At 75.0% G+C, this 14155-nt stretch carries 14 protein-coding genes; 10 read left to right on the top strand and 4 right to left on the bottom strand.

Features of this window, described 5'->3' with window-relative positions; all coding sequences use genetic code 11:
- The first annotated feature begins 42 nt into the window (after positions 1 to 42).
- The 8 genes from ASC54_RS09430 (at position 43) to ASC54_RS09395 (ending at position 8641) form a co-directional block, all read left to right on the top strand.
- Positions 43 to 2175 (top strand): TPM domain-containing protein, encoded by a 2133-nt coding sequence (locus ASC54_RS09430; RefSeq protein ID WP_055898593.1) that lies wholly within the window; start codon positions 43 to 45, stop codon positions 2173 to 2175.
- Between the two features lie 73 nt (positions 2176 to 2248).
- Entirely contained in the window at positions 2249 to 2998 is a 750-nt protein-coding gene (locus ASC54_RS09425) for a PspA/IM30 family protein (RefSeq protein WP_055860322.1), read from the top strand.
- 26 nt (positions 2999 to 3024) lie between these two features.
- Entirely contained in the window at positions 3025 to 4137 is a 1113-nt protein-coding gene (locus tag ASC54_RS09420; RefSeq protein WP_055860319.1) for a heparan-alpha-glucosaminide N-acetyltransferase domain-containing protein, read from the top strand.
- Positions 4138 to 4142: 5 nt separating this feature from the next.
- On the top strand, positions 4143 to 4976 hold the full coding sequence (locus ASC54_RS09415) for an arginase family protein (protein WP_055898591.1): 834 nt from the start codon (positions 4143 to 4145) through the stop codon (positions 4974 to 4976).
- A gap of 56 nt (positions 4977 to 5032) precedes the next feature.
- Entirely contained in the window at positions 5033 to 5854 is an 822-nt protein-coding gene (locus ASC54_RS09410; RefSeq protein WP_055860314.1) for a crotonase/enoyl-CoA hydratase family protein, read from the top strand.
- A gap of 10 nt (positions 5855 to 5864) precedes the next feature.
- Positions 5865 to 7346, top strand: a complete 1482-nt coding sequence (locus ASC54_RS09405) for an NAD(P)/FAD-dependent oxidoreductase (RefSeq protein WP_082515021.1) — start codon at positions 5865 to 5867, stop codon at positions 7344 to 7346.
- Between the two features lie 51 nt (positions 7347 to 7397).
- Entirely contained in the window at positions 7398 to 7814 is a 417-nt protein-coding gene (locus ASC54_RS09400) for a hypothetical protein (RefSeq protein WP_055860311.1), read from the top strand.
- Positions 7814 to 8641 carry an SDR family NAD(P)-dependent oxidoreductase gene (locus ASC54_RS09395; RefSeq protein WP_200932311.1) on the top strand — a complete coding sequence of 276 codons (828 nt, stop codon included), beginning with the start codon at positions 7814 to 7816 and terminating at the stop codon, positions 8639 to 8641. The genes ASC54_RS09400 and ASC54_RS09395 overlap by 1 nt, the downstream gene beginning before the upstream one ends.
- Positions 8642 to 8669: 28 nt before the next feature.
- Here the strand turns inward: ASC54_RS09395 and ASC54_RS09390 are convergent, their stop codons facing one another.
- Positions 8670 to 10100 (bottom strand): amidase, encoded by a 1431-nt coding sequence (locus ASC54_RS09390; RefSeq protein WP_055898587.1) that lies wholly within the window; start codon positions 10098 to 10100, stop codon positions 8670 to 8672.
- Between the two features lie 140 nt (positions 10101 to 10240).
- Here ASC54_RS09390 and ASC54_RS09385 point away from each other — a divergent pair, with 140 nt between their 5' ends.
- Entirely contained in the window at positions 10241 to 10864 is a 624-nt protein-coding gene (locus ASC54_RS09385) for a hypothetical protein (RefSeq protein WP_055860305.1), read from the top strand.
- Positions 10865 to 10888: 24 nt separating this feature from the next.
- Here ASC54_RS09385 and ASC54_RS09380 read toward each other — a convergent pair whose 3' ends face one another.
- Genes ASC54_RS09380 through ASC54_RS09370 form a run of 3 tightly spaced genes read right to left on the bottom strand, consistent with a single transcriptional unit; the run spans position 10889 to position 12957 of the window.
- Positions 10889 to 11473, bottom strand: a complete 585-nt coding sequence (locus ASC54_RS09380) for a GNAT family N-acetyltransferase (protein WP_055860302.1) — start codon at positions 11471 to 11473, stop codon at positions 10889 to 10891.
- A gap of 9 nt (positions 11474 to 11482) precedes the next feature.
- Positions 11483 to 12160 (bottom strand): uracil-DNA glycosylase, encoded by a 678-nt coding sequence (locus tag ASC54_RS09375; protein WP_055898584.1) that lies wholly within the window; start codon positions 12158 to 12160, stop codon positions 11483 to 11485.
- A 5-nt stretch (positions 12161 to 12165) separates the two neighbouring features.
- Positions 12166 to 12957 (bottom strand): SDR family oxidoreductase, encoded by a 792-nt coding sequence (locus tag ASC54_RS09370; RefSeq protein ID WP_055898581.1) that lies wholly within the window; start codon positions 12955 to 12957, stop codon positions 12166 to 12168.
- 47 nt (positions 12958 to 13004) lie between these two features.
- Here ASC54_RS09370 and ASC54_RS09365 point away from each other — a divergent pair, with 47 nt between their 5' ends.
- On the top strand, positions 13005 to 14138 hold the full coding sequence (locus ASC54_RS09365; RefSeq protein WP_055860292.1) for an acyltransferase family protein: 1134 nt from the start codon (positions 13005 to 13007) through the stop codon (positions 14136 to 14138).
- Positions 14139 to 14155: the final 17 nt, after the last annotated feature.

The following is a 14155-nucleotide window of genomic DNA, read 5'->3' as shown; positions in this document are numbered from 1 at the left end:
CGCCGGGCGACCGGGGCGGTGACGGCGAGTCGGAGGGCACCCATGAGCGTGATCGACCGGTCGCGCCGACGATCGAGTCGCGCGGCGCTGGCCGTGGTGGCGATCGCGGGGGCCGCACTGTCGGTCTCGCTCGCGGTGCCGGCGACGGCATCCGAGCCTCTCGACCTCGAGGGGGCGTACGTCCTGGACTCCGCGGGAGCGCTCGGCGCCGACGCCGCTCGCGTCGAGCGCGCGCTCGACGCGCTGTTCGAGGAGACTGGCGCGGGCCTCTTCGTCGTCGTCACCGACCGGTTCGACGGCGCCGCCGACAGCTTCGACTGGGCCGAGAGGTCGGCCGTGATGTCCTCCCTCGGCGATCGCGACACCCTGCTCGCGATCGCGGTCGACGACCGCGCCTACGCCTTCTCGTACGGCCCCGACTGGCCGGTGGACCCGTCGGTCGCCGATCGCGCCGAGGTCGACCGGCTCGTCCCGGCGCTGCGCGACGACCGCTTCGCCGATGCGATCGTCTCCTACGCCGACGCCCTCGTCGACGAGGGGGCCTCCGGCGGATCGACCGGGGGCCAGAGCGGCGGTTCGGGCGGCGGTGGCTCCGGCGGGGATGCCCCCGGCGGCGGGATCCCGATCGTCGCGATCGTCGCGGGGCTGGCCGTCATCGCTCTGCTGGTGTGGATCGTCGTGCGCGCTCGACGCCGCTCCCGCGGCACGGGCGGCGCGGGCGGCGCGCTGCCCGGCGGCGCGCGGCCCGGCGAGCCCGCCGGCCCGCCCGCTCCGAGCCTGGAGCAGCTGGACAGCGCCGTCGCCCGACGCCTCGTCGAGCTCGACGACGCCCTCACCACGAGCGAGCAGGATCTCGGCTTCGCGGAGGCGCAGTTCGGCGCCGAGACGGTGGCCGGCTTCCGCACGGCGCTCCTCGCCGCCCGCGAGCGCGTCACCGAGTCGTTCCGACTGCGGCGCACCCTCGACGGCGCGGAGCCGCGCGCCGAGGCCGAGCGGCGCGCGTCGCTCGGGCGCATCGGCGCGCTGCTCGACGAGGCCGACGACCTGCTGGAGGAGCAGGAGGAGGCCTTCGACGCCCTGCGCGACGTCGAGCAGTCGCTGCCGGAGGCTCTGGCCGCGCTGCGCGCCGCCGAGGTCGCCCTCGAGGCGCGCGCCGCGACGGCCGCAGCGACCGTCGAGAGGCTGCGGAGCGAGTACGCCCTCGACGCGATCGCCGCTGTCAGCGGGACTCCCGATCAGACCGCGCGCCTGCTCTCGCTCGTGCGCGAGGAGGTGCTGGACGCCGAGGCCAAGTCCTCCACGGGCGCCACCGGCGAGGCCGCCGTCGCCGTCCGGGCCGGTCAGCTCGCCGCCGGGCAGCTGAGCGGCTCCCTCGACGCGGTCGATCGGCTCGCCGACGAGCTCGCGACGGCCAGGAGCCATCTCGCCGCCCAGCGCACCGACCTGCGCGCCGGGCTGCAGGCCGCCGCCGGCCTCCCGAGCGACGCCGCCGTGGGCGCCGCGGCTGCGGCGGCCGAGGAGGCTCTGCGCGTGAGCGAGGGCGGGGAGTCCGATCCCGTCGACGCACTGCAGGCGCTCGTCGTCGCCGACCGGCGGCTCGACGAGCTCCTGGCCACCGCGCGCGAGGCGGGTGAGCGACGGCAGGCCGCGGCGGCCGCGCTCGACCGGAGCCTCGCGGCGGCGCGCAGCCGGATCCTCAGCACCGCCGAGTACGTCGCCGCCCACCGCGGCGGCGTCGGCGCGACCGCGCGATCGACTCTCGCCGAGGCGCAGGCCCAGCTCGACGCGGCCGTCCGCGCACCGGCGGACCAGCCGGAGCAGGCCGTCCAGGCGGCGCAGCGGGCCGCCGAGCTCGCGGCCCAGGCCCTCCGTCAGGCCGAGGCCGACGTCTCCTCCACCATGAGCGGCGGCGCCCCGGTCGGTCTCCCCGGCTTCCCCGGCGGGCTCCTGGGCGGCGGGCGCTCCGGGGGCGGCCTCGGCGAGGCGATCATCGGCGGCCTCATCGGGGGCCTGCTGAGCGGCGGAGGATCGCGGGGCGGGTTCGGCGGGGGCGGGTTGCGCGGCGGATTCGGCGGGGGCTCCCCCACCTTCGGCTCGTCCCGACGCTCCGGAGGCGGCGGCTTCAGCGGCGGATCGCGCTCGAGCGGACGACGCAGCGGCGGCGGACGATTCTGAGCGGCACCCCTTACGGCATCCACGGCCCCGATCGATCGATCACGGGCATCCCCGACAGAAAGGCAGCACGAGAATGACGAAGCAATCGATCTTCGGCCGCATCGCCCAGCTCGCACGGGCGAACATCAACGCCCTCATCGACGCGGCGGAGGACCCGCGGACGATGCTCGACCAGATGGTGCGCGACTACTCCTCGAGCATCCAGGAGGCCGAGGCCGCGATCGCGCAGACGATCGGCAACCTGCGCCTGCTCGAGCAGGACCACGCGGAGGACGTCGCCGCCGCGCAGGACTGGGGGCGCAAGGCCGCGGCCGCGAGCGCGAAAGCGGATGAGCTGCGGGCGAGCGCGAACACGGCCGACGCCGACCGGTTCGACACCCTCGCGAAGGTCGCGCTCGGCCGCCAGCTGGCCGCGGAGAACGAGGCGAAGGGCGTCGAGCCGACGATCGCGGCGCAGACCGAGATCGTCGCGAAGCTCAAGACGGGGCTCGAGCAGATGCGCGGCAAGCTCGACGAGCTCGCCGCCAAGCGGGACGAGCTCGTGGCGCGCTCGACCATCGCCGATGCGCAGTCGCAGGTGCTGGACGCCGTGAAGAGCATCGACATCCTCGACCCGACGAGCGAGCTCGGCCGCTTCGAGGAGAAGGTGCGCCGCGAGGAGGCCCGCGTGATGGGCCAGCAGGAGCTCGCCGTCTCGAGCCTCGACGCCCAGTTCGAGAGCCTGGAGGACGCGAGCGAGTCCGCCGAGATCGAGGCGCGGCTCGCGGCGCTCAAGCTCGGCTCGTCCTCCGGGTCGACTCCGCCCTCGGCGATCGAGGGCTGACGCCGCTGACCGCCTCCTGGCGCCGCGTGATCGAGCGCCCCGTCATCGACCCCCGTCCGCGCTGGGCGGGGGTCGATGCCGCGCGCGGTCTCGCCGTCCTCGGCATGATCGCCGCGCACACCGTTCCCCGCCCGGGCGGGCTCGGCGCCGAGGAGCTCGTCGTCGACGGCCGCCCGTCGCTGCTGTTCGCGCTCGTGGCGGGCGTCTCGCTGGGCCTGATGACCGGGCAGGATGCCCCGCCTCCCGCCGGGGCGCGCTCCGAGCCGCGACTGCGCCTCGTGATCCGGGCGCTCGCGCTCGTGGCCGCGGGGTCGCTCCTGTGGTTGCTGCCGCACGGCATCGCCGTCATCCTCGACTACTACGGCGTGATGTTCCTGCTCATGGTGCCTCTGCTCTTCCTCCCTCGCGCGGCCCTCGCGATCCTCGGCGTCGCGACCCTCGTGCTCGCCCCCGCGCTCCGCGACGCCGTCGTGCGCGCCGGCGCCCCCGCGCAGGAGCCGGCCGCGACCCTCGTCGACTACCTGCTCACGGGCTGGTACCCGGCGCTGCTGTGGGTGCCGGTGCTCGTCGCGGGCCTCCTCGCTGCGCGCTCCGGGCTGGCTCGACCGCGCGTGCGAATCGCGCTCGTGCTGGGCGGCGCGACTGCGAGCCTCGCCGGCTACGGTGCGGGCGCCCTCCTCCCCCGGCTGCCGGCGAGCGCGGGCCTCGACCTCGACGCCGTCACGGCGGAGGCGCACTCCGGCACGGTCGCCGAGCTGCTCGGCTCGGGCGGACTCGCCGCGGTGATCCTCGGGCTGCTGCTGCTCGCCCTCGACCCGGTCGGCCGCGGCGCGGGGGTCGGCGTCCGGCGCGGCCGCAGGATCGTCGTCCTCCGCCGCATTCTCGAGCCGCTCCGCGCGCTCGGCCGCGTCGCGCTCACCGTGTACGTCGGCCACGTGCTCGTGATCGCCGCGCTCTCGCCGCTCGGCGGAGCGGGTCGCTTCGAGGGCCTCGTCGGGTGGGGCATCCTCATCCTGCTCTCCGTCGCGGGCGTGGCCGTCGGCCTCGCGTGCGAGGCTCTCGGGCGGCGCGGCCCGCTCGAGGCGGCGCTCTCGGGTCTTGCGGCCCTCCCCTTCCGACCGGCGCGAGTGCAAGACTGACCGGCATGGCAGCGCACTTCGTGGTGGTCCCCCAGTGGCAGGGCTCGGGCGCCGAGCGAGCGATGCGGCTCGTCGACGGCGCCGAGGCGATCCGCGGCGACCTGCCGGCGAGCGCGACGACGCTCGTCGAGGTGCCGCTCGAGGCCGGCGACGCCGAGCAGACGGGGGTCCACCGCTGGAGCTCGCTGCGCATCGTCCGCGAGCGCCAGACGGCCGCTCTCGCCGCGATCGGCAGCCCGGCGATCACGATCGGCGGCGACTGCGGCGTCGAGCTCGCGGCCGTCGAGCACGTCGCACGCGCCGGCCGCACGGTGCTGGTCTGGGCCGACGCCCACGCCGACCTGAACACGCCGACGAGCTCGCCATCGGGCGCCTTCCACGGCATGGTGCTGCGCTCGATCATCGACCACGGGATCGTCGCTCCGGCCGACGTGCTGCTCGTCGGCGCGCGCGATCTCGACCCCGCGGAGGAGCACGCCGTCGAGTCCCTCGGCATCGCCCTCGTCGCGATCGGGGAGGTCGGTGCCGCGGTGGCCGAGCGCGCCGCCGAGGGCGCGACGGAGCTCTACGTCCACGTCGACCTCGACGTCATCGACCCGTCGGAGTTCGCCGGCGTGGGCTTCCCCACGCCGTTCGGCACGACGATCACCGAGCTCGTCGGCGCGATCGGCGCGGCGCGCGCCGCGCTCCCGCTCTCCGGCGCGGGCGTCACCGAGTTCGCCCCCGCGAGCGCCGCGGCCGCGGGCGACGACCTGCCGAGCATCCTGCGCGTGATCTCGGCGCTCACCCGGCCCGAACCCGCCCCGGCGGCCGCCGCGGACGCGCCCTCGGCGGGCTGAGCGCCGCTGTCGACGGGCTCGCCGCGCCCGCGGACCCGGTGACTAGAGTGGCGCGCATGTCCGACTCCTCCGCCTCCCCCGCCGGCGACGGCTCCGCTCCGCGCCGCGTGACCGTCGAGCGCGACGGCCACCTCCTGCTGATCGGCCTCGACCGCGTCGACAAGCGCAACGCCGCCGATCTCGCGATGCTGCAGCAGCTCGCTCTCGCCTACGGCGAGCTCGACCGCGACGAGGAGGCTCGCGCGGGCGTCGTCTTCGCGCACGGCGACCACTTCACGGGCGGCCTCGATCTGGGCGACATCGCCCCGCGCGTCGGCCCCGAGGGCCTCGTCATGGTGCCCGACGGCGGCATCGATCCGTGGGGCGTGCAGGGCCCGCGCGTGCGCAAGCCCGTCGTGCTCGCCGTGCAGGGCACGTGCCTCACGCTCGGCATCGAGCTCGCGCTCGCGAGCGACGTCGTCGTCGCGGCGAGCGACACCTCGTTCTCGCAGCTGGAGGTCGCGCGCGCGATCCTGCCGTTCGGCGGCGCGACGCTGCGATTCCCGGCCGTCGCCGGCTGGAGCAGCGCGATGCGCTGGATGCTCACGGGCGACCGCTTCGACGCCGTCGAGGCCGCGCGCATGGGCATCGTCTCCGAGATCGTCGAGCCCGGCGAGCAGCTCGCGCGGGCGGTCGAGCTCGCGCACCGCATCTCCGTCCAGGCGCCGCTCGCCGTGCAGGCCACCCTCGAGAACGCCCGCCTCGCCGTCGCCGAGGGCCCGGCGGTCGCGGCCGCTCGCCTGCAGGGCGAGCTCGTCCGCCTGATGCAGACAGAGGATGCCGCCATCGGCATGGAGGCCTTCCTCCGTCGCGAGATCCCCCGCTTCGTCGGCCGATAGGAGCCGCACCATGACGCACCCGCCCCGCCCCCTCACCGCCACCGCCGCGACGAGCGCGCCGACGGCGGAGGAGTACGACCTCATCGTCATCGGTGCGGGCGCAGTGGGCGAGAACGTCGCCGACCGCGCCGTGCAGGGCGGCCTGACCGCGGTCGTCATCGAGAGCGAGCTCGTCGGCGGCGAGTGCTCGTACTGGGCGTGCATGCCGTCGAAGGCGCTCGTGCGCTCGGTCTCGGCGCTGCGCGCGGCCCGCGCGGTCGCGGGCGCCCGCGAGGCGGTCAGCGGTCCGCTCGACGTCGCCGCGGTGCTCGCCCGCCGCGACGACGTCGCGAGCCACTGGGACGACTCGGGGCAGGTGCGCTGGCTCGAGAGCGCGGGCATCGACCTCGTGCGCGGCGAGGCCCGGCTCGACGGCGCGAAGCGGGTCGTGGTGACCTCCCCCGACGGGAGCGAGCGGGTCGTGGTCGCGCGCACCGCCGTCGCGATCTGCACCGGATCCGACGCGGCGATCCCGGGCATCCCGGGCCTCGCCGAGGCGGAGCCGTGGACCTCGCGGGAGGCGACGAGCGCCGAGCGCGTGCCCGAGCGGCTCGCCATCATCGGCGGCGGCGTCGTCGGCTGCGAGATGGCGACCGCGTTCGCCGGACTCGGCGCGCGGGTGACCCTCATCAGCCGCGGCCGCCTGCTGTCGGGTCTGGAGGAGTTCGCGAGCGAGCTGGTCGCCGAGCGGCTCCGCGAGGAGGAGGTCACGGTTCTCACGGGCGCGTCCCCTGCGCGGGTCGACCGCGCCGCCGACGGCACCGTGACGATCGCGCTCGAGGGCGGTGCCGACCCCGTGACCGCCGACGAGGTGCTCGTCGCGACCGGACGCCGCCCCCGCACCGAGCGGCTCGGGCTCGACAGCGTGGGTCTCGAACCCGGCGAGTGGCTGCACGTCGACGACACCCTCCGCGTCGAGGGCCACGACTGGCTCTACGCGGTCGGCGACGTCAACCACCGCGCGCTGCTGACCCACCAGGGCAAGTACCAGGCGCGCGCGGCGGGCGACGTCATCGCCGCCCGCGCGCGCGGCGAGCAGGTCGACGAGGCCGCGTGGGGGCCGTACGTCGCGACGGCCGATCACGACGCCGTCCCCGCGGTCGCCTTCACCTCCCCCGAGGTGGCATCGGTCGGGATGACCGCCGCAGGCGCCGCCGAGCGCGGGCTCGCGACCCGGGTCGCCGACTACGAGCTCGGGCACGTCGCGGGGGCGAGCCTGCACGCCGACGGCTACCGCGGCCGCGCCCGGCTCGTGATCGACGACGAGCGGGACGTCGTGATCGGCTTCACGGTCGTGGGCGACGACGTCGCCGAGCTCCTGCACGCGGCGACGATCGCGATCGTGGGCGAGGTGCCGGTCGCTCGGCTGCAGCACGCGGTGCCCTCCTACCCCACGATGAGCGAGGTCTGGCTGCGGCTGCTCGAGATCGATCGGGCCCAGCGCCGCGGCTGAGCACCGGCATCACCTCCCCGCCGCGACACGCGCACCTGCTAGGAATGGGGCATGACCGACGTCCGGCCCCGCTCCGCGCGCGCCATCGCCGCGCTCGCGAGGGTGCGCTGGCTGCGTCGCGTCGGCCTGCACCCCGTCGTCGCCCTTACCGGCTACGCCCTCGTCTCCGCGATCGCACTGGTCTGGGGCGCCGTGCTCGGGGGGTTCCGCGTGTCGCGGCGCGGCGGGGTCGTCGTGTGCGCGGGGCTGCCCCGCTGGGCGTTCGGCCGCGGCGGCACGACCCTGGGCGCCGTGTACCTCACGCGCGACGCCGTGAGCCCGCGGGTTCTCGAGCATGAGGCCGTGCACCGCGCGCAGTGGCGCCGATACGGGCTCGCGATGATCCCCCTCTATCTCGCGGCGGGGCGCGACCCGCTGCGCAACCGTTTCGAGATCGCGGCGGGCCTGCGATCGGGCGGGTACGTCTGATGCGCACGGTCGTCGTCACGGGGGCGAGCTCCGGCCTCGGCGCCGCCGCGGTCGTCGAGCTCGCGCGCCGCGACTGGCAGGTCGCGGTCGTGGGCCGGGATCCGGAACGGACCGCCGCCGTCGCCGCGCGCGCGGGGGGCATCCCGTTCACCGCCGACTTCGACGAGCTCGACCAGGTGCGCGCGCTCGCGACCGATCTGCTCGCACGGTTCCCCCGCATCGACGCGCTCGTGAACAACGCCGGAGGCATCGTCAGCCGCCGCACCGTGACCGTCGACGGCAACGAGACGACGCTGCAGCGCAACGTGCTCGCCGCGGCCCTGCTCACCGAGATGCTCGCGCCGCGCCTGCGGGCCGGGCGCGAGACGGGCAGGGTCGTCCTCACCTCGAGCGTGCTCAACCGGCTCGGCGGGCTGCGGCTGGACGACCTCGACTTCGCGAGCCGCCGCTACGGGGCGGGCTGGCGGGCCTACGGGGCGAGCAAGCTCGCGACGATCCTCTACGCGCGATCGCTCGCGGCGCGCACCGGGCTCGAGGCCCACCCCTTCCACCCCGGCTACGTCCGCAGCGGCTTCGGGGCCGAGTCGCGCTCGGCGCGGCTGCTGCAGCTTCTGAGCGGGTCGATGCAGATCTCGCCCGAGGCGGGCGCCGCGCCGCTCGTGCACCTCGTCGACACGCCCGAGCTCGGGGTGCCGAACGGCACCTACTTCGACGGGCTCGACCCGCTCGGCGCCACGCACCCCAGCGCGGGCGACGCGCGCCTCGCCGACGAGCTGTGGCAGGCCGTCGCGCGCCGCATCGACGTGCCGGCGGCCGTCGAGCGCTGACCCGCACCGATCGCGGCCGCGTGCGGGATCACCACTGCGGCGGGTGGAGCCGCACCCGCCGACGGCGCTCCCACTGCGCGCCGAGGGCGAGCAGGTCGGCCTCGCCGCCGGGCCGGCCGATCAGCTGGATGCCCATCGGGAGCCCGGGCTCCGCCGAGTCGCCCGACGTGAGGCCGACGGGGAGGGTGAGGGCGGGGAGTCCGCTGACGTTCACGAAGCTCGTCCACGGCGTGTACTGCACCTGCTGCTCGAAGTTGCGCTCCGCATCCCCGGCGTCGTACCAGCCGAGCGGGCGCGGCGTCATCGCGACGGCGGGCGTCACGACGACGTCGACGCTCGAGAAGCGGCGGATGACCCGGCGCTCGAAGCCCGTGAGCCAGGCGAGCGACTCGAGGAGCCGATCGACCGGCAGCGCTCGCCCGCGCTCGACGAGCCACGCGGTGAGCGGCTCGAGCAGCGCGAGCTCGGCGTCGGTGCGGGCGGGGATCCCCGCGGCGCCCGCCATCCACACCGTGCGGAAATGGGGGCCGTAGTCGGGCTCCGCGTCGAGCGAGATCTCCTCGACGCCGTGGCCGAGCGCCGCGAGCTCGGTGACCGCCTCCTCGAGGGCGGCTCGGGCCTCGGGGGCGATGCCGATGTCCGTCCACGCGTCCCACGGGGAGCTCGTCATTACGCCGAGCTGGAAGCGGCCCTCTCCGCGCACCGCCGCACCGAGGAACGGGCCGTCGTGCGGGCTCGGCGCGCGCGTCGCGAACTCCCAGGGCGTCGCGGTCGCGAGGGCGTCGAGCAGGAGGGCGGCATCCGCCACCGTTCGCGCGATGGGGCCGGGGACGACGAGGCCCGCGAGCCGGTCGAGCCCGCTGCCCCCCGGCAGCCTGCCCCGCGAGGGCTTGAGCCCCACGAGACCGCAGGCGGCGGCGGGGATGCGGATGCTGCCGCCGCCGTCGCTGCCCGGCGCGACGGGGAGGAGCCCGGCCGCGACCGCCGCGGCGGCTCCCCCGCTCGACCCGCCGGCGCCGCGCGCGAGGTCGTACGGGTTGCGCGCGGGAGGAGCGATGAGCGACTCCGTGTACGAGGCGAGACCGTACTCGGGCGCCGCGCTCGCGCCGACGCTCACCGCACCGGCCGCGTCCAGCTGCTCGACGAGCTCGTGCGAGTCGGTCGCGATCGCGTCCGCGTGCAGTCGCGACCCGTAGCTCGTGCGCTGACCCGCGCGGGGAACGAGCTCCTTGTCGGCGATCGGGAGCCCCCACAGCGGCGCGGTGGGCGGCACGGAGCTCTCGACCTCGCGCGCGCGGGCACGGGCGCGCTCGGGCTCGACGACGGTGAGGGCGCCGACGGCCGGGTTGAGCCGCTCGACGCGCGCGAGGTAGTGCTCGAGCAGCTCGCTCGGCGAGACGCGTCCCGCGTGCAGCCATTCCCACTGCTCGAGGGCGGTCAGATGGTGGAGTTCGAACACCCTCGCGAGCCTAGCGACGGCACCCGTGCAACGATTCGGCAACGAAGGCCCGTCCCCGCCTCTCGCACGTGCCCGGTCGGAGTTCCGGCGGTGCGCCGACTGTTAGATTCGCGCCGACGATCTCGCAGCCTAGGAGTGCCATGACCCCGATCCGCCTGCTCTCGAGCGCCACGGCGCTCGTCCTCGCCCTCGGCCTCGTCGGCTGCGCGAGCGAGCCGGAGGAGCCGGCGGCGGTCGAGACGGCCGAGCCGACGACGTCGCCCGAGCCGGTCGAGACCGCCGAGCCCGAGCCGGTCGTGGAGACGTTCGCGATGCCGACCGACTGCACGACGATCCTCCCCGAGGCGCGCGTCGCGTCCTTCCTCGACCAGGGCATCGTGCTCGTCGGCGGTCCGGGCACGGAGATCGGCGCGACCTACCTGCCCGAGCCGACGCGCGAGGAGGCCGCGGGCGGCATCAGCTGCTTCTACGAGGACGAGGCCCGGCCCAACATCGCCGCCTTCACCCTCAGCGTCGCCCCCGTCTCGACGGCGACGCGCGCGCAGATCGTGACCGACCTCACCTCGCAGGGGCTCAACACGGGAGCGACCGAGAACGGCGATGCGACCTTCTGGGTCCTCGGAGACGAGGAGGGCCCCGGCGCCGTGCATCACGTCATCACCGACGACGCCTGGATCTCGGTCATCACTCTTCTGGGCGGCGAGGTCTTCTACGAGGAGGCCGTCGTGATCGCGGGCGACATCCTCGACGTCGTCTACAACTGATCGGCTCACGGCCTCGCCGGCGCGTCAGCGCTTCTTGAGCGACTTCTGCAGCATCACGATGCCGAGCCAGCGCTCGAACTTGAAGCCGACGCGCGCCATCTCGCCGGTCTTCCGGAACCCGAAGCTCTCGTGGAGGGCGATCGACGCCTCCGCCCCGCGGTCGGCGATGACCGCGATGACCTCCTTGATGCCCGCGGCGCGCGAGCGCTCGAGCAGCTCGCCGAGCAGCGACCGCCCGAGCCCCTTGCCGGTGGACGCCGGGCCGAGGTAGATCGAGTTCTCGACCGTGAAGCGGTAGGCGGCCTTCTCCTTCCACGGGTACACGTAGGCGAAGCCGAGGATGACGCCCGCGGGCGACTCGGCGACGAGGAAGGGGTGGCCGAGCGAGCGCACCTTCGCGAACTTCGTCTTGAGCGCCCGGAGGGTCCACGGCTTCTCATCGAAGGTGACGGTCGAGTTCGCGACGTAGTGGTTGTAGATCTCGCGCACCCAGGGCAGGTCGGCCTCGGTCGCCTCGCGGATCGTGTACGCGAACGGCGCCTCCGGCTCCGGCTGCTTGCGCAGGTGCGGCGGCAGCACGCGTCGCGGTTGGTACTCCTCCTCCAGCACGCGCCCAGTCTAGGCGGGCAGCGACCAGTCGACCGCGGCGCCGCCCTGCGCGAGAAGGAGCGCGTTCGCGCGCGAGAACGGGCGGGAGCCGAAGAATCCCGTGCGCGCCGACAGGGGGCTGGGATGCGCGCTCCCGACGACGGGGACGTCGCCGAGCAGCGGCAGCGCCGACTGCGCATCGCGGCCCCACAGGATGGCCACGAGCGGGCCTCCCCGCTCCGCGAGCGCGCGCACCGCGCATCCCGTCACCTCCTCCCAGCCCCGCCCGCGGTGCGAGCCCGGCGAGCCCGGTCGCACCGTGAGGACGCGGTTGAGCAGCAGCACGCCCTGCCTCTGCCAGGCCGAGAGGTCGCCGTGCTCGGGGGTGGCGATGCCGAGGTCGTCGCGCAGCTCGCGGTGGATGTTCACGAGGCTGCGCGGGAGCGGGCGCACATCGCGGTCGACGGCGAAGCTCAGGCCGATCGGGTGCCCGGGGGTCGGGTACGGGTCCTGCCCCAGGATCAGCACGCGGACGTCGGAGAGCGGCGTGCGGAGGGCGCGCAGCACGAGGGGCGCCTCGGGCAGGAAGGGCGAGCCGGCGGCGGACTCGGACTCGAGCTCGGCCAGGAGCGCGACGGCGCGGTCGGCGACAGGGGCGAGCGCGTCGGACCAGTCGGGCGCGACGAGGCCGTCGAGGGGGCCACGCACCTCTGCTAGCGCACCCGCAGCGGCTCGCGCACGAGCTTGTGCTGCGCGGCCTGCGCGACGGGACGGATGGTCACCTCGTCGAGGTTGACGTGGCCGGGCAGCTCGATGGCGTGGACGATGGCCTCCGCGATGTCCTCCGCGAGCAGCGGATGCTCGACCCCGGCGTAGAGGGCCTGGACCTTCGCCGTGTCGCCGCCGAGGCGCTTGATCGCGAACTCCTCCGTGCGCACCATTCCCGGCGCGATCTGCACGACTCGCAGGGGCTCGCCCGCGAGCTCGAGCCGCAGCGCGCCCAGCAGCCCGCGGAGGGCGAACTTCGCGGCGTTGTAGGCGCCGCCGCCCTCGTAGGCGACCTGGCCGGCCGTGGAGGTGACCGCGACGATGTCGCCCGATCCGCGCTCGGCCGCGCCCTGCCGCAGCGAGGGCAGGAGCGCCGCGATGGCGGCGTGCGCGGTGAGGACGTTCAGGGCGAAGGAGTCGGCGAGCACCTGGGCGGAGACCGACTCGACCGGGTCGGCGCCGATGGCTCCGCCCGCGTTGGCGACGAGAGCGTGCAGGGGGCCGGCCGCGCGCACCCGTTCGGCCAGGGCATCCGCATCGCTCGCGACGGTCAGATCGGCGACGACGACCGAGCACCCGGTCTCCTCGGCGAGCGCCGCGAGCCGGTCGGCCCGGCGAGCGACGGCGGTCACCTCCCAGCCGTGGGAGCGCAGGAGGCGGACGGTGGCGGCGCCGATGCCGGAGCTCGCCCCCGTGACGACGGCGCGCAGGGTCGGGGCGGTGGTGGAGTCGGTCATGGGGCAACGCTACCCCCGCGCTCGCGCCCCTGCCCTAGCCTGGGCGGATGAGCACCACGACGACGGCGATCGCGCCAGCCCGGGCCCGACCCCCGCGCGAGCGGGTCCCGTTCTGGGACAACGCGCGCTTCGTGTGCATCGCACTCGTCGTCGCCGGTCACGCCATCCAGCGGCTCACCTACGAGAGCGACAACGCGCTCGTCGTCTATCTCTTCATCTACGCCTTCCACATGCCGGCGTTCGCGATCATCAGCGGGTACTTCTCGAAGTCCGGGCCGCCGACCGCCCGCCAGATGCAGCGCGTGATCACCGACATCCTCCTGCCCTACGTGATCATGGAGACGATCTGGACCCTGCTGCAGTTCGCGGCCTCCGGCACGCTCGCGCTCAACCCGACGACGCCGTCGTGGACCCTGTGGTTCCTCCTCGCGCTCGGCATCTTCCGGCTCGTGCTGCCCTACCTCGCGCTCGTCCGCTGGCCGCTGCTGTGGGCGATCGTCTTCTCGGTCGGCGTGGGGTACCTCACGAACGTCGACTCGACCTTCTCGCTCTCGCGCGCGATCGGGATCCTGCCGTTCTTCGTCCTGGGCTGGAAGCTCAAGGAGTGGGGCCTCGTCGACCGCTGGCGCCTCGTCGAGCGGCAGACGGTGCCCGCTCGCCTCATCGCCGCCGGTGTGCTCGTGGCGTGGGGCGCCGTGCTCGTGGCCTTCATCGACGTGTGGCGCGCGATGGACCTCCGCTTCTGGTTCTTCTACGACGACTCCTACGAGGGCCTCGGCGAGGACCAGTGGTGGGCCGGCGCGGTGCGGCTGCTGCTCATCGCGCTCGCGATGCTGCTGACCGCGGCCGTGTTCGTGCTCGTGCCGCGGCACGAGACGTGGATGACGGCGTTCGGCCAGTCGACGATGTACGTGTACCTGCTGCACTCGTTCGTCCTGTGGCCGATCCGGGAGTCGGGAGTGATCGGCGGCGAGAACTCGTCCCTCACGTGGCTGCTCGGGCTGCTGTTCGCGAGCGTCGCGATCACGGTGCTGCTCGCGAGCCCGTGGGTGCGGCGCGTCACCCGCCCGATCATCGAGCCGAAGCCGTCGTGGATCTTCCGCCCGGCGGAGGAGACCAGGACCGGCCCGCTGCGCATCGGCCCGTCGCGCACCGATCCGACGGGCGCGCGCCGGCGCTGACGGCGCGCGGGTCGAGC

The sequence above is a fragment of the Yonghaparkia sp. Root332 genome, from assembly GCF_001425665.1.
Taxonomy (GTDB): domain Bacteria; phylum Actinomycetota; class Actinomycetes; order Actinomycetales; family Microbacteriaceae; genus Microcella.
This window is presented reverse-complemented; position numbering and strand designations above follow the sequence as displayed.